The sequence below is a fragment of the Candidatus Paraluminiphilus aquimaris genome (assembly GCF_026230195.1).
In the GTDB taxonomy this organism is placed as follows: domain Bacteria; phylum Pseudomonadota; class Gammaproteobacteria; order Pseudomonadales; family Halieaceae; genus Luminiphilus; species Luminiphilus aquimaris.
In genome coordinates, this window is the sequence record NZ_CP036501.1 from 857338 (window position 1) to 882497 (window position 25160).

The window sequence follows — 25160 nt, forward strand, 5'->3', positions numbered from 1 at the left end:
AGAGCTGTTTTTACCGACCCGGTTGAGGTCTGGATCAGCGCTCATCCTCACTTGGAGTGAGCCCATAGGGCTCAGCTAGCTTCCATACGTGTGCCGGCACCATCGTACGAAGTCGCTTGGGTGCGGCGCGGCGCAGGTGAAGTATCGACTCAGCGGCCTTCATCTCCAACCGCGTGCGCGCGAATTCAAGTCCTTTGGGACCGGTAAGCGGCATTATTTTACCTACGATAGGACGCAGCCATTGCGGCATTCGTCGAAGCGGAAGTCCACCTGTCGCGCGGCGGGTATTTTCAATGAAGCCCTTCACTGCGCTATGGCGTTTACCTCCGCTCGAGGGCGCTTTTAACGACAGCTCTGAACGAATTGAATTTAGGGCGTTTTGACCTTTCTGGTTGCGCACCAACAGCCATTGCTCACCGCGGCCGCCCATGTAGCCAACGGTTATGTCAGACAGCGTGTTGACGTAATCAACACAAGTGCGACAGGTGAGAGGAAAGAAATCATCTCTCAAGTCAGCGATCGGCAGCTGGAGGAAAGGGATGCGCCGTGTCTTTCCACCGTGGAACCGCAGCTCTACGTGAAAGTCAGGCATAAACTCCAAGTAGTTAATGCGCTCCGGGTTGTCGTCGAGAAGTGACAAAAACTCGTGGAAATTTTCCGTGGTAGTGTTATCCGAACAGGGTGTCCCGATAACCACTAAATGCTCTAAATCCAGTTCGTTCTCGAGGGCTCGCAGTGCATAGATTTGACAAGGTATACCGATAACAGCAAGTCGCTTATGACCCGCGGCGATGGCAGGCTCTAATTGTTCCAGAAGCGGCGCGTATCCCATGCGCATACCGCGGCAACTCGCCATGTCCTCGGCCGCTGTGACTAGTCGCGGCACGGGCTTCCAAGGGTCGTGTTCGTCAGGTCCCACGCAGAGAACGGCCGATACTTCACCAGAGGTTAATAAAGCTTCACCCAGTCGTGTGGTAATTCCTGTCCACTGGGCGCCGTCGCGTCGTGGCTTGAGCGCTGCTTGATGCATTTCCTGGATAACACCAAAGAAGGGTTCGATCTCACCGTCGGTCTGACGCACGCGACCGTGCACTGCACTCTCAAGCCGGGCGTAATCGGGATTGATAAATTGGCAGGCATAACCACAGCGACCGGGATCGCTGGTGCGGCTGATACCGCAATCCGTGCAAAGCTTACGATGCGGTGCGACGTCTTGTTCCTGCACCGCTATGAGGGTCATCCGTCTAGACCCAACATGTATTTCGCGACCAGTAAGCGCATATCCTCAGAGACATGTCCTTGAGGCGGCATGGAAGGGAAGTCTGGCCGTCGTTTTACGGGGTTCGCCACATACTCGGCGAGCGCTTCTGCGTCATCACCGTACTGCGCCTGAATCACAAGCGCAGGTGGACCGATCAGACGTACGTTGTAGGCATGACAGCCTGCACAGATGCCGTTATAGACAACCTCGGCACCGTTCGCATCTGCTGTAATTACCCTTGGATCAGCGGGTGCCTCTAACATTTTCGTGATGAGCTGCCGCGATGTCCCTATATCGTCTGCCGTCGCTACCGCGTCCGCGGCGCGTACGGTAGGCGCATCACAGTCGGCCCATTCCTCAAGACCGTAAGACCGGTAGGCCTCTCGCCGAGAGATACAGCTGCCACGCGCCTTATCGGCGGCGCTCTGATAGGCCAGTATGTCCGGACCTTTGGTGCTGAACTTACTCAGCATCAACAACTTCATCTCTCCATCGGGGTCGTTACCATTATCGAACATCACATTGTTGCGGATCTCGACATTGTCAGAGTGCGGGTCTGAATCGCGGTCACTGGCCACTTCGGTGACAAAGTCACCACTGGTAACAATGATGCCGCCTGTATTATTTCCCGTGATGATGTTGTCTTCGATGATGACTCGATCTCCTGACATCACAAGGACACCGGTGCCCGACGGAATACCTGCGACCAATGAACCGGGGATCGCAAAGTTGGGCGTGTTGTTGCTGGTTACAAAATTACGACGGATAACGGCGTCATAGGATGACTTAATGGGTAGGCCTGGGGTGATGAAGACCAATATCCCACCAGTATTATTTCTGGCGACGTTGCCTTCGACGAGAACATGCCGACTGTTTTCAACTTCGATACCCGCTACGTTATCGAATACCTGATTGTTTCGAACATCGATGTAGTCAGACATGCCGACATAGATGGCGGCGTCCTCAATTTCGCTTAGTATGTTGTTCTCGATAAGACCGTTATGACCGAACTCGGGGAAAATGCCATAAAGGCCGGTATCGATGACCCAGTTGTTTCTGATCGAGAAGTTATTTCCCGACTGCCCCATGATGGCATTGCCTTTGTACTTCGTGATTTTGAACCACTCGACGCTGAAGCCGTTTCCCGAATACAAAATGGCATCGTTAAGCACTTTTTCGCCATCGAGATGTGGCCACTCGCCGTCCTCAACGACACCAATCAATGAGATATCGTCCTTATCGACGAACACCGTCTCGTTATAGGTGCCCGGGTAAACCCTGATCGTGTCCCCAGCTTTTGCTTGCGTGACTGCTGCCTGGATCGACTCGCCTTCTTTCACTTCGAGCGTAGCGGCTTGTGCCACCCCTGTCGGTAGCGACGCCATCAGAATCCATAAAAATAGGCTGAGTTTTATTTTCATTATTGTGACCTCGAAGTCAGCTTTTGATCGTTTATTACTCGCCCTGGCGTCAGGCCGGACGGAACGCGCTCAGGTATGCGGGGCATAAAACCCTCATCGGTTAAAGCGTGGAGGAAATCGACCAATCTGTCGAGTTCTTCGTCACGCAGATTGGGTTCCCAGATATGCCAATGGATCAGGAGGTTCTCGTCCTTTGGCACTGCATGCCCTCTACCCCCGTTATAAAACGCCACGGTATCGCGCAGGGTCTTAAAGTTTCCCTGGTGCATATAAGGCGCCGTTTTTGCAATGTTACGAAGACTCGGCACCCTGAAGCCACCGTGCTGGCTGGGTATGCCTGATGTTGCGCCGGCTCCAGGGTCAAAGGGTCGGCCTTCTGGCTCCGGGACGCCAATAATGGCGATTTCCTGATTACTAAAGAGCGGGGGTGTATGACACTCCCCACAGCGAGAGACAAATGAGCGAAAGACGTTGAGGCCTTCTAACTCGCTCGGGGACAGGCTGTTGTGCAGGCCATGTGCGTAGAAATCATACCGACTGTTGAGTGAAATCAGCGAAGCCTCAAAGGCGCTCAGTGCTGCGTAGACCTGGTTTAGACTGATGTTTGGTGTTCCGAACGCGTCCGAGAAAAGCCGTAGGTAGGTTTCGTTACTTGAGAGATCTTCGAGCAGTTGCTCAGGCGTATTACCCATTTCATTCGACGCATACAAAGGTCCGAGTAGCTGGGTTTCAAGAGAGGCTTTACTGCCATCCCAAAGTAAGGTGTCAAAGAAACCTATATTCCAAAGACTGGGGGCCGAGCGATCGAGGCTTACACCATTGATGCCAACCGCGCGACCTCGGCCGTCTGCGAAGCCATGGTCAGGGTCGTGGCAGCTAGAACAGGCCATTGTATTGTCGCCTGAGAGCAATGGATCAAAGAAAAGGTAACGTCCAAGGTCAATTACCTGCGGACTGAATCCGTCACGCAGCTCGGGGAGCCCCGCGCGAGGGCCGCCGACGCCGCTGTTGTGAGGTGAGCCGTAATGGTTATAGAGGCTGTCGAGTTTGCAGACCGACTGCTCATTAATTTTGAAACCCGCTGGGCAGTTATCGACTAGAGCGAATTCACCGGCCTCGCCTTTTGCGATGGCGGCGGAGATCAGCCAAAGCAAAAGTAATAGGTTGGCGCCAAATTTACTCAGCGATGGAAACCACATAAGCCGTCACGTCGTCGATAAGCTGTGGGTCTTTTAACGCTTTGGATAGCCTTGCCATCTGTTGACCATACTTGTCGTTGGGGTGAGTACCGCGTTTACCCTTTGCAAACTCACCATACTGACGCGTCAGGTAGTCACTACTAAGTCCTAGCAAATTGGGGGCGCCCAGCGCATCGTTCCCGTTTGCACCCGTTCCGTGACAGGCGCCACAGTAGGCGGTGTACAAATCTTTACCCCGGGCAACATCGCCATTTCTTGGCACCGGCGACATGACGTTGCTGTCAGGCAGTTCGCTAATGGCCATCGTTGCACTGCTCAGAGTTCGCGTGTCGAGCGTCGCAATCGCGGCGGTCATCGACTGCGCGTAGTGATTATCTTTGCTGCGCCAGCCTTCTTTGAAGCCCTGCAGTTGCCGCTTGATATAGGATTCAGATAGGCGAGTCAGGTTGGGCGCACCCAGCGTATCGTTGCCCGCCCCAGTCGCGCCGTGACAGTGTGCGCAATGGGTCTGATAGCCGTCGTCAGCGGTAGCTGGCATCGTCGCCGCGACGAGGGTCATCAACGCCGCGCATATCCAGTTAGTAAGGCTCATCTTATTATTTTAATTCTTTTGATTTATAAGTCCCAAGTATAAACCTGAGGATGACGGGGATAAAGAAACTAGGAATTAGAGAGTAAAAGGGGCAGTCGTTCTTTTTCGATAAGCGCGCTAAACTCAACGCAGCAGGGGGTAGGGTATGGAATTCTTGAAACCGGATTGTCGTGCAACCCTAAGAGAGGGGCTCGACGAACTCTACCGCTTCGCGCCAGAGGTGGCAGAGGTATCTGAGCGCAAAGGCAAAAGCTTCAGAGATCACGACCTCACCCACGTGCTATTTGGTTGTGATACGTCGCTAAAAGGCGAGATTTTACTGAAGCCTTGGATCTTGTTTGGCACGACCATTACGCTTGATGAAATAAAAGCCTACCAAAGAGACCCCGAGGTTCAGCGGTTGAATCAAGAGGGTGTTGACATGCTGGGGGGGCGAATCAAAGCCTACCTATTGGCTTTTGTTTACTTTACCCCACTGTTTTTCTGGATTTGGGTTCGCCGTGTCCGGCGCATGTCAGCCAAATGGCCTCACTCGGAGGTGAGCGAGGCGATGTTAGACACACCGCTCGATGAGCTGCGAAGAACTTACAGAATTGAGCTATACCACTAAGCTAAATGGGCTCAAGAAGGGGCGGCGCCCGCCCAACTTACTCGTCTAGGAAGCTGCGCAGATAATCAGAGCGCGTGGGGTGGCGAAGCTTGCGCAACGCTTTAGCCTCGATCTGTCGTATCCGCTCTCGCGTGACATCGAACTGCTTACCCACTTCTTCAAGCGTGTGATCCGTGTTCATGTCGATGCCGAATCGCATTCTCAACACCTTTGCTTCACGCGCTGTGAGACCGCCGAGTACTTCTCTCGTCGCCTCGGTCAAGCCTTCTTCAGTTGCCGATTCGACGGGGCTTGCGATGGTCACGTCTTCGATGAAGTCACCAAGGCTTGAATCCTCGTCGTCACCGATCGGTGTTTCCATAGAAATAGGTTCTTTCGCGATCTTGAGGACCTTGCGAACTTTGTCCTCGGGCATATCCATACGCTCACCCAGTTCTTCCGGCGTGGGCTCACGTCCCATTTCCTGAAGCATCTGCCGGGAAATACGGTTCAGCTTGTTGATGGTCTCAATCATGTGAACGGGGATTCGAATTGTGCGCGCCTGATCCGCGATAGATCGGGTAATTGCCTGTCGAATCCACCATGTAGCGTACGTGGAGAACTTGTAACCGCGGCGATATTCAAATTTATCAACCGCCTTCATCAAGCCGATATTGCCTTCCTGAATAAGGTCCAGGAATTGGAGCCCGCGATTGGTGTACTTTTTCGCAATAGAGATAACGAGGCGGAGGTTTGCCTCAACCATTTCCTTTTTCGCACGACGCGCCCGGGCTTCACCCATGCTCATCCGGCGATTAATTTCTTTGATCTCACCCGTCTTAAGGCCCACTTCATCCTCAATCACGGCGATGCGTTTTTGCAGTCGGATGATGTCTTCGCGGTAGTTGGCAAGTCGCTCATTGACGTCTGCTTTTTTGGTCGCGCCATCAATCCAGTCGAGCTTGCTCTCGGAACCCTGGAAGCTCTTTATGAACTCCTTACGGTCCATACGGCACTCTCTGACAACCAGCCGCATGATTTCACGCTCTGACTCACGCACAACGGCCAGTACGGCTCGGGGTGTCTCAACGAGCGGGTCGAATACGCGGGGTGTTAACTTGAAGAACTTAAAGAGCTCACCCAGTTTCGTCATTTCTTTCTGGGCTTCTTTGCTGGTGTAGCCCTTTTCTTCAAGTACCTTTTCAGTCTTGGTGCACTGACGCTTTAATGCGGTAAAGCGCTTCTTCGCCTCGACGGGATCAGGACCCGTTTCGGTTTCTTCTGAATCGTCGCTGGCGTTGTTCGCATTCTGCTCTGCGATCTCTTGTGCTGATGGCACATGATCGGCTGGGTCAAGGTAGCCCACTAATATGTCAGACAGCTTTCGTTCTTCTCTCGCTACCGCGTCATATTCGTCGGCGAGCCTTCGTGCAATGCGAGGATAAAACGCCAGCGCGGCCATCAACTCGCGAATACCTTCTTCGATGCGCTTGGCAATAACAATCTCGCCCTCGCGCGTTAGAAGCTCAACCGTTCCCATCTCCCGCATGTACATGCGCACGGGATCTGTCGTTCTGCCGGCCTCGTTCTCAACCGCTGCCAAGGCAGCGGCTGCTTCGGCTGCTGCGATTTCATCTGCTGAGCGATCTCCCTCAGTGAGGATTAACTCATCGGCATCAGGGGCTTGCTCAAAGACTTGTATGCCCATGTCGTTAATCATCTGAATGATGTCTTCGACTTGATCGGGCTCAGAAATGTCCTGCGGGAGGTGATCGTTCACCTCTGCGTAAGTCAGATAGCCTTGTTCTTTGCCCTTGGCAATTAATTGCTTCAAGAGCGATTGTTGTTGTAGCGAATCAGACATGAAAGGATCCGGAGTAGAGACGGTCGGAAAAAATTTAGCGGGCAATTATAGTGCTCGCAGGTCTAATAAGCCATGTCAAAACTCGGACTTTGGCGTATTTATGCAATTTTGACGAATCCGTCGTTTCTGGTGAGTTGCGCGTCAGTCTCTGCCAGAAAGCTGTCGTATTTCAGTTGTTAGCGATACGAGCTCGCGCTTTTGCTCGTTATTGAGCTCGGTGTAACTCACCGATTTGAGCTCATGAGCACGTGTACGCAACAAAGCAACACGCCGATCTCTCGATAATTTATTCAACAGGGCAACGAGGTGCTCGTTGATCTCTTGTTCTGTATCGATGACTTCTTTGGCGGCGGCCGCGCTTAAGGCTTCTCCTTCTTCGGTATTGGTCCAGTACCCGAGCAGTGCCGCTGTACTCATGTCGGGTGTCTCTTGTACCAGCGCCACAACGTCTCTCAGTAAGTTGGCGGTTCGATCTGAGTTGTCGGGGAGCATTTCGTCTGCCACCAGAAGCGCGGCGGGCGGATGAAGTGCTATTAAGCCCAGTGCCCGCATTAATACGTTGTCGTTAAATCCCGAGTCTGGGGAGCGCAAGGCCGATGAATCGGCGTGAGCGCCTGTGTCTTGGAAACCCTCTGCAAACTGGTCGTAATCATCCTCAAAGTGGGGCGGTGCGCCATCGCTTTCCTCATGAAAATCGGGCGCCGTGCTCTCGGATTTTTCCTGCACTTCGCGCAAGCGCCGAAGGCTATCGACGTCCATATCGGTCCGCTCGGCTAGCGACTTGAACAGTAATGTTTTAAATACGCCATCCGGGATTTGGTTGAGGTAGGGTGCCACCAACTTTGAGAGCCTTGCTTTTCCGTCCATCGTGGCGAGGTCGATGCCCAGTCCCATTTGCTCAAACAGGAAGGTTTCGAGCGGCGCAGCCGTATCAAATAGGTGCTCCAGATGCTGTGCGCCTTTATTTCGAACTACGGTATCGGGGTCTTCGCCCTCGGGTAGGAACAAAAATTTAACCTGTCGACCGTCTTCCATCATCGGTAGTGCAGCTTCCATTCCCCGAAAGGCCGCTTTTCGGCCCGCTTCGTCACCGTCAAAGCAAAAGACGACTTGTTCGACACGACGGAATAACGTTTCTAAGTGGGGCTTACCGACTGAGGTTCCCAGCGTTGCGACCGCGTAATGAATGCCAAACTGCGCCAAGGCGATAACGTCCATGTAGCCTTCGACAACAACAATGCGGTTCAAGTTTTTTGAGAACTTACGGATATGGTGGAGTCCATAAAGCTCATGTGATTTGGAAAACAGGGGGGTTTCGGGTGAGTTTAAGTATTTGGGCTTGCCGTCGCCCAACACCCTGCCGCCCATGGCAATGACTTTGCCGCGCTGATTCACAATGGGAAAAATTACACGATCTCTAAACCGGTCGTATTTTCGACCTTTGTCGTTTTCAATGAGTAGGCCGACCGTTAACGCATGCTCAATACTTTCCTCGTCAGCAAGCGTTTGCATCAGGTTGTCCCAACCCTCGGGGGCAAAGCCAAGCCGAAAATCCCGCGCAATCTCACCCGATAACCCGCGGCGCTTGAGATAGTCCACTACGCTCTTGCGGTCCTTATGTTGGCGCAAGAACCCTTCATAGAGCTTTGTGGCGCGCTCCATCGATTCATAAAGTGGCTTTTGGTTATCCACTTGCGGTGCGTTATCGGCCTCCTCGGGAGGCATTTCAATTCCGGCTGAGTGAGCAAGTAGCTCGATGGCTTCTCTGAAGTCCATTCGCTCGTATTCCATGATGAATCCGAGCGCGTTACCACCGGCCCCACAGCCGAAGCAATAATAAAATTGCTTGTCTGGGTTGACGGAAAAGGAAGGGGTCTTTTCTTGGTGGAAAGGGCAGCAGGCTGAATAGTTTTTACCGGCCTTTTTAAGCTTCACACGACGATCCACAACATCGACGATGTCAGTTCGATCGAGGACTTGGTCTATGAATGCCTGTGGAAGTCGGGCCATATTTGGCAGCCTAAGCCGTTGCTCAAGCCGTCAGTTTAGCCTTAACAATCTTGGAAACGGCACCCATATCTGCACGGCCTTGCAGTTTAGGTTTGATAACGCCCATTAATGAGCCCATTGCAGCCATACCTGTTGCATCTATGCCTGCTAGTGCCTCGTCAATAATTACAACGATTTCGGCTTCGCTAAGCTGCTGTGGAAGGAATTCTTGAATAACGGCGATTTCGGCCAGTTCGATAGCGGCCAACTCATCGCGACCCGCGTTTTGAAACTGTGTTACTGAATCGCGGCGCTGCTTGACCATCTTATCCATGATGGCCAAGGCGCGGGGGTCGTCGATTTCGATTCGCTCATCGACTTCAACGCGCTTAAATTCTGCCTGGATAAGCCGGATGGTTGAGAGACGTGCCTTCTCGCGCGCTTTCATCGCCGCCTTCATGGCAGCTTTGATTGTAGCGACTAGACTTTCGGCTTCGGACATCTCGCGACCCCGTGGGAATTAATACAGACGCTGACGCTTGCGGTTTTCCCGAGACATTTTCTTGAGATGGCGCTTAACAGCGGCAGCAGCGGCGCGCTTACGCACAGTCGTTGGCTTCTCGTAGTGTTCGCGCTTACGCACTTCTGCAAGTAGCCCTGCTTTCTCGCATGAGCGCTTGAAACGGCGCAGGGCAACGTCAAAGGGCTCGTTTTCTTTTACCTTAACTGAAGGCATTCAAATCTTCCTGTCTAACTGAGGGCGCAAAAACGCCGCACTAAAAATAAGGGCGCGCAGTATAGGTAGGGGAGCGGCGTTTTGCAAAGGCTAACAACGTGCTAAGTTCCAGATTTTTCCAAGGATGCCCCGATTTGCGAGTATTAGGCATAGAAACGAGCTGCGATGAGACGGGGGTTGCCCTCTACGATACTGAGCGAGGGTTGCTTGCCGATGCCCTGTATTCGCAGATCGCGGTCCATGCCGAATACGGTGGCGTGGTTCCTGAGTTGGCTTCACGCGACCATATACGCAAGACCTTACCGTTAGTGGATGAGGTGATAAAAACTGCTGGATTGGTTAAGCAGGATATCGATGCGGTTGCCTATACCTCTGGGCCGGGACTCTTAGGCGCCTTAATCGTGGGTGCAACGATGGCAAGGTCGATAGCTGCGGGCCTCGGCGTGCCATCACTCGGTATACATCATATGGAAGGGCATCTCATGGCGCCGCTATTGTCCGATGAGCCGCCTGATTACCCCTTTGTGGCACTTTTGGTGTCCGGAGGGCACACGCAGCTAATCCGTGCCAACGCGTTCGGCGATTACTGCTTACTTGGTGAGTCGTTAGATGATGCGGCTGGTGAGGCCTTCGACAAGACGGCTAAGCTCCTGGGATTGCCTTATCCCGGTGGGCCGCAGGTGGCGCGGCTTGCTGAGCAGGGAAATCCGGATCGCTTTTCATTTCCGCGGCCTATGGTTAAACACCCGGGGCTGGATTTCAGTTTCTCGGGATTAAAAACCCACGTTGGTACCTGCATACGCGATCTGAGTTCGGAGGGCGCCTTGAGTCCTAAAGACAAAGCGGATGTCGCGCGCTGCTTCGAAGAGGCGGTCGTGGATACGTTGGTGATCAAGTGCAAACGTGCGCTTAAGCAAGAGAATGTCCGTACCCTCGTTATGGCGGGAGGCGTGAGCGCTAACAAAAGATTGCGAGAGCGACTGCAGAGCGCCCTCGGGCAATTGGGTGCAGAGGTGCTCTATCCTGAGCCCAAGCTGTGTACTGACAACGGCGCGATGATTGCCTTTGCCGGTGCCTTGAGACTCGCTGCGGGAGAAAGCGATCCCGACGCACCCGAAGTGCGAGCGAGATGGCCCATTACCGAGCTGGAGCCTCCGACGGCGTCCAAAAAAGGGAACCAATTATGAAGGGGGTGGTGACAATTAAGGGGCTAGAGCCTGAGGCGGTCATTGGGTGTTACGACTGGGAGCGCGAGATCAAACAGCGGTTAATTATTGATCTGGCCATGACGACAGATTTCGCGGCCGCGGCAAAAAGCGATGACTTACCCGATGCACTCGACTACGCGGCAATCTCGCAGCAAGTCATCTCCTTTGTAGAGCAGACAGAGTTTCAGCTACTCGAAGCGTTGTCGGCGGCGATTGCTACTGAGATTTTCCAGTCTTGGCCAGTCTCTGAGTTGCGCATTGATATTGATAAACCCAATGCGGTGCCCGCAGCGGCGTCTGTCGGTGTGTCGCTGAACGTCAATCGAGCGCAATGTTTGAGAGATTGAGATTGAGATTGCGAGGGCGTGACATGCTGAGTTGCCAGGCGTCATCAGACGCGATTTCTTCCTGCCCCTGCCGCGAATTGTGTCGCCACGCGAGATTCATGTCAGAAAAGATGTTTTGTCGCGTCGACACGCTCTTTTTGAATCGCTAACTTTACGTCTTTGCCTGTCAGTCCTTGAGCGGCGAACGCTTTTCCGCCAATCGATGCAGCGATAGTTCGTATCGTCTGGATTCGCAAAATATCGGCGGCCTCAAATCGGGTATCTATGCAGTCGATTACATCTAACACTGCCTCGAAAAGCGACCCCTGACGAAACGCATCTAACCGATCGAGTAAGTCCAATGCATCGGACGCTGACCGAGGTTTTTCTCGTAACAATAGGTCTGCGGTAAGCCTCGATATGGCCAAATGCCGTTTAGGGATAACGGCGCGATGCGCAAGCTCAAGCGAAAAGTCATCAGCGGTAAGCACCGCCCAGCGACGCAAACTATCGCCAAACTGATTTCGCACAGAGGCGAGCCGCTCGATCGCCTTTTGACTGAGGGTAAATGGGTACATAGGAGTATCCAGTCCCAGCGAATGCAAGAGGCTAAAGAAAACCTCTGGATGTCGCTCAGTCAGTGCACGTTCAGTCTCTCGCCATAAGCGATCTGGGGCGAGCTCCGCGAGTTCTCCTCTCTTCACCATTAACCCCATGAGGTCCATGGTTTCGTCTGCCACTTCGAATCGCAGATGATGATACCGAGCGGCGAAACGACATACTCTCAATACCCTCAAGGGGTCTTCTATGAAACTGTCTGAAACGTGACGCAGTCTTCGCGCGCGTAAATCCTTTTCACCACCGTACGGATCGATGAGCTCGCCTTGTGCTGAGCGGGCCATTGCATTGATGGTTAAGTCCCTGCGCCGGAGATCCTCTTCGAGTGTCACTGTGGGATCTGCGTGCACAGTGAAGCCGTTGTATCCTCTCCCGACCTTGCGCTCCGTCCGGGCTAGCGCGTACTCCTCACCGGTTGTTGGGTGAAGAAACACGGGGAAGTCGTTGCCAACTTGTTTGAAGCCTGCATTTAACAGGTCATCGGGGTTGGCGCCAACAACGACCCAGTCAACTTCATCAAAAGCATAGCCCAAGAGCTCATCGCGAACGGCACCCCCGACTCTGAGTATGTCGATATCCTCCTTGAAGGATAAGACGCTCATTTGCACCGACACCTGTGCAAGGTGCGTGCATCCAGATCGAGCATTGTCATCTTGTTGCCCCAAACACATCCGGTATCCAGAGCTATGGCATTGGGGGAATCTGTCACCCCTTCAAGCGACGCCCAATGACCAAATATAATAGTGTCTGCGGCGGCTCGACGTTCTTCGTGAGAGAACCAAGGTGCCACTTTCTTTCCTTTGAGCGCATCTGTTTTGGGTTTAGGGCCTTTGTTGATTAAGTCGAGCTTGCCCTTTTTGGTGCAGTAGCGCATGCGCGTCAGGTAGTTGGTTATGACTCGCAAACGAGTCATTCCCCCGAGCTTATCGCTCCAGACAACGGGTTCATTGCCGTACATCGCATCAAAAAACGCCTTGTAGTTAGGTCCCTGGAGCACCGTTTCAACTTCTTTGGCGTATCGGAGTGTCTGCTTAATACTCCACATAGGTGGGATGCCAGCGTGAACCAAGGTAACCCCTTGATCATGGTGGGCCAGAGGTTGCTGTCGCAACCACGCGAGCAGGGAATCTCTGTCGGGTGCCTGTAAAATATCGCCGAAGTTATCGGACTTGGACATCTTTCTGGCCCCTGCCGCTACGGCCATTAAATGAAGATCGTGATTCCCTAGGACGACGACCGCGCGGTCACGATGGGCAAAGAACCACCGAAGTGTCTCTAAATTCGCGGGGCCACGGTTGATAAGATCGCCAACGCTCCAGATGACGTCTTTTGCTGGGTCGAAGTTTACCCGTTCAAGCAGGCACTGGAACGGGTCAAAACACCCTTGTATGTCTCCCACTACATAAGTTGTCATCTGAGATCTCGCGGCATAACGACTGGAGGTACGTGGCTCAGTTCAGCTGTATAAGTGAAGTGTAGCTGGGCGCGCGAAATTCAGGTAGCGGATTGATCGCTTATACGCCTTCAGGACCGCCACACTTGGCAAAATGATTGAGACAGCGCGCTGGAAATTCTACGCGGCTGCGTCTAGTTGCAGCGACAGATCGATGAGCTGATCGAGTGTCAGTGTCTCTGCTCGACAAGCAGGATCGATGTCCAAGGCCTCAATGGTGGCCTCATCAATAATGCCCTTTAAGTTATTGCGCAGTGTTTTCCTCCGCTGCGCAAAAGCGAGCTGAACCAATTTTGAAAGACACACACGAGAGCAGTCAGGCCGGTGGCGCTGGACTTTTGGTGTGATGCGCACAATAGCCGATTGCACTTTGGGCCTTGGGAAAAACGCTTCGGGCGGAACCTCAAACAGCGACTCCACGTCACAATCAATTTGTGTCATGACGCTCACGCGTCCCCACGCTTTTGTTCCCGGTGTCGCCGCTAAGCGGTCAACCACCTCTTTCTGCAACATAAAATGCATGTCTTTAATCAGCTCTAAATTATCTAGAAGCTTAAAGATAAGGGGTGTGGAAATGTTGTAGGGGAGATTTCCAACCACCCTTAAATCATTTGCAGATTGAGATAATTGAGAGAAATCAAATTTCAACGCATCCGCATTATGTAATGTTAAATCGCGATTAAAAAACATGACGCGTAACTGTGACTGAAGATCTCGATCTATTTCGATCGCGTTGATGGCACAACCGCTATCGAAAAGAGCGTCGGTCAGTGCACCTTGCCCCGGACCAATTTCTACAAGGTTGTCATCTCGACTAGGCGATATGGCTCTCGCTATGGCTGTAATCACACCTTGGTCGGTAAGAAAGTTTTGGCCAAAGCGCTTTCTTGGCGCATGCGCGGTAGCACCGGGCCTGCCTTTACGCGGGGCTTTATGACTCATCGTTACTCATCGAGTGATAACGCAAACCGTGGGTCTGCGCTGGGAATAAACGTGTTTGTTTTCCTTCACCTTTAAATAAGGCAGTCGTCTAAAGACCCACCTTGCTCGACGTGTTTGCGAAAAACGACGGGTGTTCGACCGCGACCTGTCCACTGGTACGTCTGGCCGTCGACCGTAATTTGATATTTCGGTGCGACTTTATTGCCTTTCTTAGGCCCAGTCGTTTTTTTGCGAGTTGAAATGGGTTTCTTGGGCGTAACAATATCGTCTGCTGATATTCCAAGTTGATCCATCATCGATTTTAATTTTTTAACGGCGAGCTCTTTTTTACGCTCTGCGCGCTGTGAATCACGTTCTTTTAAAGTTTGAGCTGCAGCTGATAGATTCTTAATGGCGCGCTCTAGCTGTTTAATATCAAGTGCTTTAACTGCGCGATTTGCAGCCGCTTTAGAACGTGCGATTGATTGCAGTACCTGTGCTTCACTCATGAATATAAAACCTTTCTTGTCGTTTTTGTCGTAGTGATTAGTGTTATCAAAGTAAAACACAGTTTTATCGCGAAATCATGAGTAAATGAATAAAACAGTAAACCAGTTTTTTTGCGGCGAGCTTAATTATGCGGACAGTACTTTCAATAGACGGCGGTGGTATTCGCGGAATTATTCCGGCACTTGTTTTGGATTATTTAGAGCAGGCGTCAAATAAGCCCATATCGGAACTGTTTGATGTGTCTGTGGGAACATCCTCTGGTGGCATTATCGCCTTGGGTATTGCGCAGGCAGATCCACAGGGAAAACCTAAATATACTGCTCACGATTTAGCAGAGTTTTTTGAGAATAGCGGCAGGAAGATTTTTCAGAAAACAGTGTGGCGTAATATTCGTTCTGCGGGGGGTGTTTTAGACGAACGTTACTCGGCTAGACCCTTGGAAGCTGCGCTTCGTAAATATTATGCGGATGCTCGGCTGGGCGATACCTTAGGCTCGACTATGGTTACGAGCTACGACATCGAAGGCCGTCGAACCCTGTTTTTGAAGAGTTGGCACCCAGACCATGAGACCGTCCTTTGCCGCGACGCAGCGCGTGCAACGAGTGCTGCCCCCACTTATTTCGAACCCGCACTCATTGACGTCCAAGGTAGTCACCGTGCGCTCATTGACGGCGGGGTTTTCGTAAACTCTCCGGTCGTTTCGGCTTATGCAGAGGCGTTAAAACTCTTTCCGGGCGAGCCGCTGGCGGTGGTTTCACTGGGTACCGGTGAACTCATTCGCCGGATTCACTACGAGTCTGCAAAAGATTGGGGGCAGGCGGGCTGGGTGACGCCGCTCATTGACTGCATGTTCGACGGTGCGACAAAAGTGGCGAACCATCAGATGCGGATGTTTTTGGGCGATCATTATTTTCGTCTTCAGGTGACGTTGGACGAGGCGAATGACGATATGGACGATGCCAGCGAGGTTAATATTCAAAACCTAAAGCGCATAGCTAACCGCATGATTTCAGAAAATCGATCGACCCTCGATCGGATTTTGGACGTTGTCGCCTAAGCTTGATGATGGGCGCAAACAATCGCTTCATTGATGGCGGCGAGCAGACTTCCTTCTGAGGCCTTTCCAGAAGCCGCAAGTTCCAGCGCTGTTCCATGATCGACAGAGGTGCGAATAATCGGGAGTCCTAAAGTGACGTTGACCGAGTGTCCAAACCCCGCCGTTTTTAAAACAGGCAAGCCCTGGTCGTGATACATCGCGAGAATAACATCGGCGCACTTACCCGCCTCTGATACGAAGGCTGTATCGGCAGGAAGAGGCAAGCTAACGTCGATGTCTTCACTTAGCGCGACGTCACGCGCTGGGATGAGCGTATCAAGCTCCTCCTTACCGAGGTGCCCACCTTCACCCGCGTGTGGGTTTAACCCCAACATGGCGATACGGGGTTTTTCTACGCCGTAGAGTTCACAGAAGCTGCGATGAATAATGCGGAATTGTTTGCAAAGACCGTCTTTGCTGATCGCATTTGGAACGTCGCGCAGCGGTAAATGGGTGGTCGCGAGTGCTACTTTGAATTTCTGATTGGTGAGTAGCATCACAACGTCTTCACAACGAAAAAAATCGGCGAAGAACTCGGTGTGGCCCGAGAACGGGATACCGCTGTCATTGATGATGGATTTTTGCACCGGGGCGGTCACGATGGCATCAAAGACGCCGTCCTGAGCGAGGCTTGCTGACCTCTCGAGGGTTGTGATGACGTATCTTGCGTTAGCAATATTCAAGGTGCCCGGGACAACGTCGTCCAAGCAAGGAGTGTGAAGTACCTGGATTCGATTAGGTACGTGTGCCGATACCTCGCTTGGGATATCGAGTTTTTGAATGTCGCAGGCGATGCCAAGCATATTGGCTCGGCGTTTTAGCAGGTCAGCATCTCCAACGACTGCAATACGCGCCGTGATATCAGATTGCAGGGCTTTGACAATGACGTCAGGCCCAATTCCCGCTGGCTCGCCTGCCGTGATGACTATACGGGGTAGGCTCATGGTTAACGGGTGCCTTATTTGATGTCGACGAAGGCCTCTTCACGAATCTCTCTGAGCCAGTTCTCTAGCTCTTCTTCATACTTAGATTCGCGAAGGAAGTTGGCCACTTGATTGCGTCGTACCTGTTCGGCGAAATTTTCTGTCCTGCGATCGGTTACTTCTAAAATATGCCAGCCGAATTCGCTACGAATTGGGTCTGTCAGGACATTAATATCTGCACCCGCCATGGCCGATTCGAACTCGGCTACCATCTGGCCTGGGTTGGTCCAGCCGAGCTCACCACCCTCTTGCGCCGAACCAATATCGTCAGAATGCTCTTTGGCGAGCTCGCCAAAGTCCTCACCGCCCTCAATCCGTTGCTTGAGTGATGCGATAAATTCTCGTGCAGCGTCGTCATCGAGTACCTCGTTTGGTTTGACAAGGATATGCCGAACATTGGTCTGCTCAACGAGTCGCTCGATGCCACGTGCCTCGGCCAAGTGCACGAGGTGTAAGCCAGAGCTCGATTGCACCTTGCCCGTTTGCCCGGGCTTCAGATTGGGAACGATCTCGGCAAACATGCTCGGAATATCGCTCAACTTACGCCAACCCAAATCGCCACCTCGAAATTCGTAAGGCTCGATCACGCTTACGGCTTCGGCAAAAGCGGCCCCAGCAAGAATATTAGCTAGGACACCATCGACAAAGTCTTCCTTTGCCGCGCGCTCAGCGTCACTGTCTGAGCGAGAAACAGAGACGAGCGCCTGCTCCACGCGATATTCAGGCTCGACCATAGCCTCGCCTTCTTCCGTCGCCATGAAGTTATCAATTTCACGCTCGGTAATACTGATATCACGCATCACACTGCCTTGCTGCACACGCTGTATCGCCAGTTCGTCTCTTAGGGCCTCACGCATTTGCAAATAGCTTTGGCCATTTTGCGTTAGCGCGTCTCTGAACTGCTCGAGTGTGAGTCGATTTTGGGCCGCTACCCGCGCCATTGATTGGTCTAGCTGTGCATCGGGAATTCGTATCCCGTAGCGATCAGCAAGCTGCAATTGAATGCTCTCCAGGATCAGTCGGTCGAGAGTCTCTTGGACAAGCGTGTCATCGTCGGGCAATTGCATACCCCGTTGAGTGGCGGATGTTTTAATCTGTTGAACACGATCACGCACTTCACTTGAGAGGATTATGTCCTCGTCGACAATGGCTACAACACTGTCTAGTGGAACCACTTGTGCGTTGGTAGAGAGAGCGGCGGCGAGTGCGAGCACAGCCGTTGCGTGATGAAAAAACTTACCGTGTAGCATTAAAACCTCTAATCATGTCTTGCATGAGATTATCAACTCTGCGCCCGAAGGAGCCTAGTCCTTTAAGGACGAACTGAAATTGGAACGCACGATCGCGTCTTAGTTCAGGCTGTGGAACAAAAACATCTGTATCGCGTAGCGCATCGAGATAACTCACGTAGAGAAATCGTGCACGCCAGCAGCAGCCATCGTACTCGACACCAAACATATCTTCCACGCTACTGTCGATCTCGAGTGAGTATCGGAGCGCGCCAAACAGCCGCCAGTTCTCATCAAGGGGAATATAGGCCGAGGTGTTGAATTGCTCGGTCACGGGTCGCGCGGCAAAAGACTCTGGAGGTTCTCTCAAGGTGTAGCCGATATTAAAGAGCGACTCGTCATTAGGGCGATAGCTAACCCGAACATTGGCTGCGTCCAATTCGTTGTCATAAGCATCAAACAGCAAGTTGCTGTGAATTGACCATCGCTCACTGGCGGTCATATCCAGCGCAAAGGCCAGTGCCGAGCCATCTTCTGTGAGCGGAGCATCACCTTCCTTTAAACGGATACGCTGATCGCGGAAGTTGATAATTTGTCCGAGGCTGACGCTGACTCGCTCTAAACCCGTTTTGGGATCAATTAAACGTGAAGTGAGGCCGAGGGCGAGTTGGTTCGCGTCGGCCAATCGATCATGGCCTGAAAAGCGCGTATTGCGGAATAGTTGTCGATAGCTAAACGTGAGCTCGGCGCTATCAAAGTCAGGAATGCCAACGTGGTCGTCATAGCTTGCATACAAATAATGAGCTCGGGGTTCCAGCGTTTGGGTGAACGAGTGACCAAAGAATTCGCTCGAGCGCTCAAAGGTGAGTCCTCCGTCAATACTGGCTACCCATGACTCAACACGCTCATCTCTGGAATCCGTCATACCCGGGTCTTTCAGGCTGTATTCAATACCACGGTGTGTCAGTTGTGAGTTTAAAAAACCATAACTACGAGAAAGTGGGAGCGATACGCCGACTTCGTGGAACAGTCTTTGGCCTCGCACTTTTTCAAAGTCAGTATCAAAGTTTGCCGCCTGAATGTTTACGATAGGTGCTAAGCCGCCGAGTGTTTTATCACCGCGCCAGACGGCACTTACTTGGGGCAAGCGTTGATAGTTATCGGTCAGGTCTTCCGCGATGCCTTGAAATTGCTGGGCTTCTACCCCGATTAACCAGTTATCCGCTAACCAATCTACCCTTGCTTGTTGAAGCAAGGCGGTTTGACGTTGCGCGCTGAGGGTGTTGTTTTCCAAGTCCTTCAAATAATCGTTGTCACTGATCTTCGAGAAATCGATCGACGTCCGTAAACGAGAAGAGGGCGTGCTGTTTTGCTTTACCTTGATAAGCCAGCGTGCATCTTTCCCGGGCTCTGCGCTGAGCTTGTCGTCATTCAGGTAAGCACCCGTTACGTCCCAGGAACCCGACCGCTCACCTAAGTATCGCGCGTTGAGTTGATGTACAAATCCGCGGTCTGCGATGTGACGCGGTGAATACGTTGCGTCGTAATGAGGGGCAAGGTTGAAATATATAGGGGCCATGACATCGAGGCCGCCGCGTGTATCGCTGCTGATATCCGGAAACAGTAGCCCCGTCTTCCGTTGATCACTAAGAGGAAATTGTATCCAGGGTAAATAGAGAATGGGTACGCCTTTCACATCGATCCGCGCGCCCCATGCTTCGCCAACGTTATTGATGGCATCGATCTCCAAGGTCTCTGCTGAGACCAGCCAACTGGGATCCGTGGGCGTGCAAAAAGTGAGCTCACCGTCTTCTATGGTTAGGGTGCCGCTAGCGTCACGCGTAACTTCTTCGGCGATGCCATACAGCTGCTGCTCGTACAAAACAAATTCCGCGTCGGTGAGCTGAGCTTGCTCGTCGACGCTGTTGTAGCTGATCGTATCGCCATACATGACGATGCCAGGTTCTCGGACCTCTATCGGGCCTGTGGCGGTAACGGTCTGCTCCACTCGGTCAATGGTTACTTCTTCTGCTTTTAATGTGCGATAGCCTTGCGTAACGGTGACGGCGTCGGAGAAAAAAAAGGCATTGTCGGTGATGTCGCTGTCGCCTGAGCTCACCTCGAGGTCTGATTCATTGGGTGAAACTGACCGATCAGCGCCGGCGAGAGGGTCTGTGTACTTGCCGCGGCACTTAATGCAGCGGGCATCCCTGTCGGTTTTTGCAACTTGCTTGAGTGGTGTCCAGTTGAGCCGGCTCTGAATACGCTCTTCCTCGAGCGACGACGCTATGGCAGCCGGGCCATTAGCGGCGAACAGGGCCACACCCACCGTTGTGCCCAGGGAGACAAAAAAAGCTTTAATTCGTTTTAGTCTTTTGTGCACCGGCGTGTAGGCTTGCGCTTCAGGTTATTATGCAGCGCATAGTGTACCGCGGACCTCGTGAGTATCAGTGGGTTTTTTTGGCAATGCTGCGGGTTTGGCGCGGCGAGTTGGTGTATCGAGCAAGGAGGCAATGAGTGCCGACACAGGACTTTCTTTCTGAGCGAGCATGGCTCGCTCAATCGTTACGTTGTGACGAGGAGTCTATTGGTATTCAGCTCATTGCCGGTGATGCCAGTCCACGAAAGTTCTATCGTGCCTCGCTCTGTCTCAACGCGGAGATACAGACACACATTCTGATGGTGTCGCCACCTACTGAGAACAACGAACAGTTTGTTTTAGTGCAAGGGCTACTTAAGACGGCGGGTGTTCGTGTGCCAAGGTTACAGCGTGCCGACTTAAGTCTAGGGCTCTTTTTGCTCGAGGATCTTGGGGACGTCACCTACTGGTCCGCCTTACAAGAGGGGGATGTCGATACTTATTACACGAGGGCACTCACCGCCCTCAGCGACATGCAGGCACTGAGTGGGGCGCAGACAGTTTTACCTGTATACGACGACAAAGAGCTTCAGCGTGAGTTGACTATTTGCCCTGACTGGTTTTTTGCGCGTGCGCTCTCCATGGACTTAGGCCCCTCGGATGAGGCGGTCTTTGAGCGATTCAGTCAGTGTCTTTTATCGGTAGCGGCTGAGCAGCCGTCTCGATTTGTCCATCGCGACTATCACAGTCGAAATCTCATGGTGCTCGGAGAAGGCGACATCGCCATTATCGATTTCCAGGACGCCATTGTTGGTCCTATTACCTACGATGCGGTATCGCTTTTGAAAGATGTTTATATCGTCTGGCCACGAGAGCAGCAGATGAGCTGGCTTGCACAGTATTGGCGCCTGTTGGTGAGTGCGGATTATTTGCCTGACGACTCATGGGGGGCGTTCGTGCGCTGGTACGACCTAATGGGTCTTCAGCGTCACGTAAAGATCTTGGGGGTGTTTTCCCGGCTTTGGCTGCGAGATCAAAAGCCAGCCTACATGCGCGATATTCCGGTGGTTATTGACTATATTCGTGAGGCTTGTGGTTTGTATTCTAAGGATTACTCAGCGATTGCTGATTTTTGGAAGTGGTTCGAGGACAGGGTGCTCCCACAGGTACAGCAAGCAGATTGGTACGCTACTTCATGAGGCGCGTGATGATTTTAGCTGCGGGAGAGGGGCGAAGAATGCGACCGCTCACCGACAGCCGGCCTAAACCCTTAATAGAGGTCGACGGAAAACCGCTGTTGGCATTCCACTTTGAGCGGCTGGTTGCGGCAGGATTTACGGACATTGTGGTGAACGCATCGTATTTTTCGGAGCAAATAGAGGCCTTTTGTGGCGATGGATCTCGTTGGGGCTGTCATGTGAAGGTTGTGGTAGAGCCCAAACCGTTAGAGACGGCAGGCGGAATTTTAAATGCGTTGCCTCTGCTCGGAGATGAGCCTTTTGCCGTGGTAAATGGTGACGTCTTTACGCACTATCCCTTCGAGCAGCTGCGAAGACATGACTTAAACAATGACCTTGCGCACTTGGTCATGATTCCCAATCCAACACATCATCCAGAGGGTGACTTCCAACTGTTAGAAACACGGATAGTCGATGCCAAGCCATCGCGGACCACATTCTCGGGGCTGTCGGTAATGAGTCCTAGCTTGTTTACTGGGTTGGCGCCGGGCAAGCTGGCTCTGCGCCCTGTGCTTGATCAGGCTATTTCGTCACAACGCGTGAGCGGCGAGTTGTTCTCAGGGCTCTGGTCAGATGTCGGAACGCCTGATCGGCTACGAAACCTTGAAATTGCGCTAGCAGGTTAAACCTAAGACTCAAGTTGACTGGCGAGCGCTGGCCGCGCGCTTTACACTACGCGTCTAGCTTATATATGACACCAATATTCCTCACACACTTCTGCTCTGGATGCCGCGATGCGTGATTATCAAATAGCCCCGTCAATTTTGGCCGCCGACTTCGCGCGATTAGGTGCCGACGTCGAGGCCGTATTAGCGGCGGGAGCCGATATTGTTCATTTCGACGTTATGGACAATCACTACGTCCCTAACTTGTCCGTTGGTCCAATGGTGTGCAAAGCCCTTAGAGATTATGGGATTGAGGCGCCAATTGATGTACACCTTATGGTGACACCCGTCGATGCATTGGTTGGCATGTTTGCCGATGCGGGAGCGAGCTACATCACCTTCCACCCTGATGCCTCAACCCATGTTGACAGGACGCTGCAGCTCATTCGCGATGCAAACTGCAAGGCGGGTTTGGTTTTCAACCCAGCGGCTAGCCTCGATGCACTTAAGTACGTCATGGACAAGGTTGATATGATTTTGCTTATGTCCGTCAATCCGGGTTTCGGCGGGCAGTCGTTTATTCCTCAAACGCTGGATAAGTTGCGAGAGGTGCGTGAGCTTATCGATGCCTCGGGGCTTGATATACGACTTGAGGTCGATGGAGGCGTTGGGCCTGCCAATATTGCCGCCGCCGCAGAGGCGGGAGCCGATACGTTTGTTGCGGGCTCAGCGATCTTTGGAAAGCCGGATTACAAAACCGTTATCGATAGTATGCGCGAGGCGCTTGCGGCGGTTGGATAGGATGTGCAATGAATCAATCTGATTACGATGCATTGGTTGCAGAGGGTTATTCGCGCATACCGATTACGCGGACGTTGCTTGCCGATACCGAGACCCCGCTCTCAACATTTTCCAAGTTGTGTAAAGCGCCGTATGCCTTTCTATTTGAGTCTGTCGAGGGTGGAGAGAAGTGGAGCCGTTATTCGATTGTTGGACTCCCGGCAACGCAGCGAATTGCTATCTCAGGTAAAACCGTCTCGCGTTACCAGGGTGGGGAATTGGTTGAATGCCACGAATCGACTGATCCCCTCGCTGAAATAGAAGCGCTCCACCAGTCGGCTTCTAGCGCGCCACTCCCATCGCTACCGGTGTTTCACGGAGGATGGGTGGGTTACTTTGCCTATGACACGGTGCGCTATGTCGAGCCCAAATTATCGGTTGACGTCAATCCCGATGATCTGGGGACACCCGATATTCTGCTGGTGCTCGCTGAAGAGGTTGTGGTTTTTGACAATCTTCGCGGCACACTAACCCTGATTGTTAATGCCGAGGCGAGCGTTCCAAATGCCTTTGACATGGCGATTGAGCGCTTAGACGCCCTCGAAAAGGCGCTGGCACAACCGGCGGCGGATTTAGGCAGTTTTGAGTTGGGATCTACCGATACAAGCGATATCGAATCGCGATTGACTTACGGCACTGACAAAGCGACCTTTGAATCTTGGGTCGCAAGAATCAAGGACTATATTCTCGACGGCGATGTTATGCAGGTCGTTGTTTCTCAGCGAATGACCCTGCCATTTTCGGCATCGCCGCTTAACTTATATCGAGCGCTGCGACATCTGAATCCCTCGCCGTATCTTTTCTACCTAGACCTCGATTCATTTCATGTCGTGGGGAGTTCGCCTGAGATCTTAGTGCGATCGGAGCAGGGCAAGATTACGGTGCGACCTATTGCTGGGACAATTCGTCGCGGCGCCAATGAGGCCGAAGATAAAGAACTGGCTACACGCCTGCTCAACGATGAGAAGGAGCGCGCCGAGCACCTCATGCTGATCGATTTGGGTCGGAATGATATTGGGCGTGTCTCGCAGCCTGGGAGCGTCACACTCACCGATAAAATGGTTGTCGAAAAGTACTCACATGTCATGCATATCGTATCGAATGTCACAGGGGATGCGCGCGAAGACGTGACAGCCATCGACTCGTTACGAGCCACCTTGCCCGCCGGCACGTTGAGTGGCGCACCCAAGATTCGGGCGATGGAGATTATTGACGAGCTTGAACCCGTGAAGCGAGGTATCTATGGCGGTGCCGTGGGCTACCTGTCTTGGTCAGGTGATATGGATACAGCTATCGCTATTCGAACAGCTGTTATCAAAGACAATCAGCTGATCGTTCAGGCGGGTGCGGGTGTCGTAGCTGATTCCGTACCGGAGGCGGAATGGGAAGAGACATTGAACAAAGCGCGCGCTGTGCTGCGTGCGGCTGCGATGGTTGAGGCGTGCTAACGCTATGAGTGCTAAGGCTGTGACTACTAATACCGTAAAAAGCCCCGATATTTTAATGGTTGATAACTACGACTCGTTTACCTACAACGTCGTTCAGTACTTTTGGGAATTGGGCGCATCGGTGGACGTTTATCGCAACGATGAGATCACCATTGATGAGATAGATCGAATTAGACCTAAGCTTATCTGTGTCTCGCCCGGCCCCTGCTCGCCAACGGAGGCGGGCATTTCGATTGAAACGATAAAACGATTCGCGGGCGATATCCCCGTTTTTGGAATCTGCCTTGGGCTTCAGAGCATGGGGGCCGCCTACGGTGGCGATATTGTTCGAGCGCCCGAAGTGATGCATGGGAAAACCAGTCCGGTGCATCACAATGGCACTGGCGTTTTCGCTGGGTTGCCATCACCGTTTACTGCAACGCGATACCACTCCTTAGTCATCGATCCCAATACATTGCCTGCGTGTTTCGAGGTGACGGCTTGGACGGTTGACGAGGCGGGTGATCTAGACGTGATTATGGGTTTAAGACACAAAGAATTTTCACTTGAGGGCGTGCAGTTCCATCCAGAGTCGATACTGACGGAATACGGCCACGACATGCTTCAGAACTTTCTCAAGCAAACGGGTTGAGGGCACATAATTGTCACCGGTAAAGCAAGGGAAAATCTTGCCCC

The 25160-nt window shown here is 52.5% G+C and carries 24 protein-coding genes; 9 read left to right on the forward strand and 15 right to left on the reverse strand.

Translation table 11 applies throughout. The annotated features are described in order from the left end of the window. Positions 1-34 precede the first annotated feature (34 nt). Genes E0F26_RS03915 through E0F26_RS03930 form a run of 4 tightly spaced genes read right to left on the reverse strand, consistent with a single transcriptional unit; the run spans position 35 to position 4473 of the window. Positions 35-1240, reverse strand: coding sequence for a Coenzyme F420 hydrogenase/dehydrogenase, beta subunit C-terminal domain (locus E0F26_RS03915; protein ID WP_279242744.1), 1206 nt, complete (start codon positions 1238-1240; stop codon positions 35-37). Beyond that, positions 1237-2682, reverse strand: coding sequence for a parallel beta-helix domain-containing protein (locus tag E0F26_RS03920; protein ID WP_279242745.1), 1446 nt, complete (start codon positions 2680-2682; stop codon positions 1237-1239). Before E0F26_RS03920 ends, E0F26_RS03915 begins: the two co-directional genes overlap by 4 nt. Further along, entirely contained in the window at positions 2682-3881 is a 1200-nt protein-coding gene (locus tag E0F26_RS03925) for a cytochrome-c peroxidase (protein WP_279242746.1), read from the reverse strand. Before E0F26_RS03925 ends, E0F26_RS03920 begins: the two co-directional genes overlap by 1 nt. Beyond that, positions 3859-4473, reverse strand: a complete 615-nt coding sequence (locus E0F26_RS03930; RefSeq protein ID WP_279242747.1) for a c-type cytochrome — start codon at positions 4471-4473, stop codon at positions 3859-3861. Before E0F26_RS03930 ends, E0F26_RS03925 begins: the two co-directional genes overlap by 23 nt. Before the next feature lie 145 nt (positions 4474-4618). Between E0F26_RS03930 and E0F26_RS03935 the strand changes: the two genes are divergently transcribed. Beyond that, the gene (locus E0F26_RS03935; RefSeq protein WP_279242748.1) at positions 4619-5083 is read left to right on the forward strand and encodes a hypothetical protein; all 465 of its coding nucleotides are present in this window, start codon (positions 4619-4621) and stop codon (positions 5081-5083) included. Between the two features lie 37 nt (positions 5084-5120). Here E0F26_RS03935 and rpoD read toward each other — a convergent pair whose 3' ends face one another. From rpoD to rpsU, 4 genes are all read right to left on the reverse strand, one after another. Next, on the reverse strand, positions 5121-6926 hold the full coding sequence (gene rpoD, locus E0F26_RS03940) for an RNA polymerase sigma factor RpoD (RefSeq protein ID WP_279242749.1): 1806 nt from the start codon (positions 6924-6926) through the stop codon (positions 5121-5123). A gap of 141 nt (positions 6927-7067) precedes the next feature. Next, positions 7068-8936, reverse strand: coding sequence for a DNA primase (dnaG, locus tag E0F26_RS03945; protein ID WP_279242750.1), 1869 nt, complete (start codon positions 8934-8936; stop codon positions 7068-7070). A 22-nt stretch (positions 8937-8958) separates the two neighbouring features. Then, positions 8959-9417: a GatB/YqeY domain-containing protein gene (locus E0F26_RS03950; protein ID WP_279242751.1), complete on the reverse strand. Its 459-nt coding sequence runs from the start codon at positions 9415-9417 to the stop codon at positions 8959-8961. Positions 9418-9435: 18 nt separating this feature from the next. Next, positions 9436-9651 (reverse strand): 30S ribosomal protein S21, encoded by a 216-nt coding sequence (rpsU, locus tag E0F26_RS03955; protein ID WP_009021038.1) that lies wholly within the window; start codon positions 9649-9651, stop codon positions 9436-9438. Positions 9652-9785: 134 nt separating this feature from the next. Here rpsU and tsaD point away from each other — a divergent pair, with 134 nt between their 5' ends. After that, entirely contained in the window at positions 9786-10838 is a 1053-nt protein-coding gene (tsaD, locus tag E0F26_RS03960) for a tRNA (adenosine(37)-N6)-threonylcarbamoyltransferase complex transferase subunit TsaD (RefSeq protein ID WP_279243190.1), read from the forward strand. After that, the gene (folB, locus tag E0F26_RS03965; protein WP_279242752.1) at positions 10835-11206 is read left to right on the forward strand and encodes a dihydroneopterin aldolase; all 372 of its coding nucleotides are present in this window, start codon (positions 10835-10837) and stop codon (positions 11204-11206) included. Before tsaD ends, folB begins: the two co-directional genes overlap by 4 nt. A gap of 101 nt (positions 11207-11307) precedes the next feature. Here the strand turns inward: folB and E0F26_RS03970 are convergent, their stop codons facing one another. The 4 genes from E0F26_RS03970 to E0F26_RS03985 form a co-directional block, all read right to left on the reverse strand. Beyond that, positions 11308-12378: a tRNA nucleotidyltransferase/poly(A) polymerase-related protein gene (locus E0F26_RS03970; protein ID WP_279243191.1), complete on the reverse strand. Its 1071-nt coding sequence runs from the start codon at positions 12376-12378 to the stop codon at positions 11308-11310. A 23-nt stretch (positions 12379-12401) separates the two neighbouring features. Beyond that, positions 12402-13217: a symmetrical bis(5'-nucleosyl)-tetraphosphatase gene (locus tag E0F26_RS03975; protein ID WP_279242753.1), complete on the reverse strand. Its 816-nt coding sequence runs from the start codon at positions 13215-13217 to the stop codon at positions 12402-12404. A gap of 159 nt (positions 13218-13376) precedes the next feature. Then, entirely contained in the window at positions 13377-14198 is an 822-nt protein-coding gene (gene rsmA, locus E0F26_RS03980) for a 16S rRNA (adenine(1518)-N(6)/adenine(1519)-N(6))-dimethyltransferase RsmA (RefSeq protein WP_279242754.1), read from the reverse strand. Positions 14199-14269: 71 nt separating this feature from the next. Beyond that, positions 14270-14686, reverse strand: a complete 417-nt coding sequence (locus E0F26_RS03985; protein WP_279242755.1) for an H-NS histone family protein — start codon at positions 14684-14686, stop codon at positions 14270-14272. A 128-nt stretch (positions 14687-14814) separates the two neighbouring features. On the opposite strand from E0F26_RS03985, the gene E0F26_RS03990 reads away from it, so the two are divergent. Next, positions 14815-15744, forward strand: coding sequence for a patatin-like phospholipase family protein (locus tag E0F26_RS03990; RefSeq protein ID WP_279242756.1), 930 nt, complete (start codon positions 14815-14817; stop codon positions 15742-15744). On the opposite strand, the gene pdxA is transcribed toward E0F26_RS03990, so the two are convergent. The 3 genes from pdxA to E0F26_RS04005 are packed head-to-tail and all read right to left on the reverse strand — an operon-like array spanning position 15741 to position 20324. Further along, complete coding sequence (pdxA, locus tag E0F26_RS03995) at positions 15741-16727, reverse strand: 4-hydroxythreonine-4-phosphate dehydrogenase PdxA (RefSeq protein WP_279242757.1); 987 nt, start codon at positions 16725-16727, stop codon at positions 15741-15743. The genes E0F26_RS03990 and pdxA overlap by 4 nt on opposite strands. Positions 16728-16741: 14 nt before the next feature. After that, on the reverse strand, positions 16742-18016 hold the full coding sequence (locus E0F26_RS04000; RefSeq protein ID WP_279242758.1) for a peptidylprolyl isomerase: 1275 nt from the start codon (positions 18014-18016) through the stop codon (positions 16742-16744). After that, positions 18003-20324, reverse strand: a complete 2322-nt coding sequence (locus E0F26_RS04005) for an LPS-assembly protein LptD (RefSeq protein ID WP_279242759.1) — start codon at positions 20322-20324, stop codon at positions 18003-18005. The genes E0F26_RS04000 and E0F26_RS04005 overlap by 14 nt, the downstream gene beginning before the upstream one ends. Before the next feature lie 188 nt (positions 20325-20512). Between E0F26_RS04005 and E0F26_RS04010 the strand changes: the two genes are divergently transcribed. The 5 genes from E0F26_RS04010 (at position 20513) to E0F26_RS04030 (ending at position 25116) form a co-directional block, all read left to right on the forward strand. Next, positions 20513-21553, forward strand: coding sequence for an aminoglycoside phosphotransferase family protein (locus E0F26_RS04010; RefSeq protein WP_279242760.1), 1041 nt, complete (start codon positions 20513-20515; stop codon positions 21551-21553). 8 nt (positions 21554-21561) lie between these two features. After that, positions 21562-22218, forward strand: coding sequence for an N-acetylmuramate alpha-1-phosphate uridylyltransferase MurU (gene murU, locus E0F26_RS04015; RefSeq protein WP_320416198.1), 657 nt, complete (start codon positions 21562-21564; stop codon positions 22216-22218). Positions 22219-22326: 108 nt separating this feature from the next. Further along, positions 22327-22998: a ribulose-phosphate 3-epimerase gene (gene rpe, locus E0F26_RS04020; RefSeq protein ID WP_279242762.1), complete on the forward strand. Its 672-nt coding sequence runs from the start codon at positions 22327-22329 to the stop codon at positions 22996-22998. An 8-nt stretch (positions 22999-23006) separates the two neighbouring features. Continuing rightward, positions 23007-24485 carry an anthranilate synthase component I gene (gene trpE / locus E0F26_RS04025; RefSeq protein WP_279242763.1) on the forward strand — a complete coding sequence of 493 codons (1479 nt, stop codon included), beginning with the start codon at positions 23007-23009 and terminating at the stop codon, positions 24483-24485. Positions 24486-24489: 4 nt separating this feature from the next. Continuing rightward, positions 24490-25116, forward strand: a complete 627-nt coding sequence (locus E0F26_RS04030) for an anthranilate synthase component II (protein ID WP_279242764.1) — start codon at positions 24490-24492, stop codon at positions 25114-25116. Positions 25117-25160: the final 44 nt, after the last annotated feature.

Bases quoted from the DNA above. Each gene is read 5' to 3' on its own strand.
- E0F26_RS03950 (WP_279242751.1), bottom strand. From the start codon at position 9,417: ATGTCCGAAGCCGAAAGTCTAGTCGCTACAATCAAAGCTGCCATGAAG.
- E0F26_RS03935 (WP_279242748.1), top strand. From the start codon at position 4,619: ATGGAATTCTTGAAACCGGATTGTCGTGCAACCCTAAGAGAGGGGCTC.
- rsmA (WP_279242754.1), bottom strand. From the start codon at position 14,198: ATGAGTCATAAAGCCCCGCGTAAAGGCAGGCCCGGTGCTACCGCGCAT.
- E0F26_RS03975 (WP_279242753.1), bottom strand. From the start codon at position 13,217: ATGACAACTTATGTAGTGGGAGACATACAAGGGTGTTTTGACCCGTTC.
- E0F26_RS03930 (WP_279242747.1), bottom strand. From the start codon at position 4,473: ATGAGCCTTACTAACTGGATATGCGCGGCGTTGATGACCCTCGTCGCG.
- dnaG (WP_279242750.1), bottom strand. From the start codon at position 8,936: ATGGCCCGACTTCCACAGGCATTCATAGACCAAGTCCTCGATCGAACT.
- E0F26_RS03915 (WP_279242744.1), bottom strand. From the start codon at position 1,240: ATGACCCTCATAGCGGTGCAGGAACAAGACGTCGCACCGCATCGTAAG.
- E0F26_RS04030 (WP_279242764.1), top strand. From the start codon at position 24,490: ATGAGTGCTAAGGCTGTGACTACTAATACCGTAAAAAGCCCCGATATT.
- E0F26_RS03990 (WP_279242756.1), top strand. From the start codon at position 14,815: ATGCGGACAGTACTTTCAATAGACGGCGGTGGTATTCGCGGAATTATT.
- E0F26_RS03985 (WP_279242755.1), bottom strand. From the start codon at position 14,686: ATGAGTGAAGCACAGGTACTGCAATCAATCGCACGTTCTAAAGCGGCT.
- E0F26_RS04000 (WP_279242758.1), bottom strand. From the start codon at position 18,016: ATGCTACACGGTAAGTTTTTTCATCACGCAACGGCTGTGCTCGCACTC.
- murU (WP_320416198.1), top strand. From the start codon at position 21,562: ATGATTTTAGCTGCGGGAGAGGGGCGAAGAATGCGACCGCTCACCGAC.
- rpsU (WP_009021038.1), bottom strand. From the start codon at position 9,651: ATGCCTTCAGTTAAGGTAAAAGAAAACGAGCCCTTTGACGTTGCCCTG.
- E0F26_RS03925 (WP_279242746.1), bottom strand. From the start codon at position 3,881: ATGTGGTTTCCATCGCTGAGTAAATTTGGCGCCAACCTATTACTTTTG.
- folB (WP_279242752.1), top strand. From the start codon at position 10,835: ATGAAGGGGGTGGTGACAATTAAGGGGCTAGAGCCTGAGGCGGTCATT.
- pdxA (WP_279242757.1), bottom strand. From the start codon at position 16,727: ATGAGCCTACCCCGTATAGTCATCACGGCAGGCGAGCCAGCGGGAATT.
- E0F26_RS03920 (WP_279242745.1), bottom strand. From the start codon at position 2,682: ATGAAAATAAAACTCAGCCTATTTTTATGGATTCTGATGGCGTCGCTA.
- rpoD (WP_279242749.1), bottom strand. From the start codon at position 6,926: ATGTCTGATTCGCTACAACAACAATCGCTCTTGAAGCAATTAATTGCC.
- rpe (WP_279242762.1), top strand. From the start codon at position 22,327: ATGCGTGATTATCAAATAGCCCCGTCAATTTTGGCCGCCGACTTCGCG.
- trpE (WP_279242763.1), top strand. From the start codon at position 23,007: ATGAATCAATCTGATTACGATGCATTGGTTGCAGAGGGTTATTCGCGC.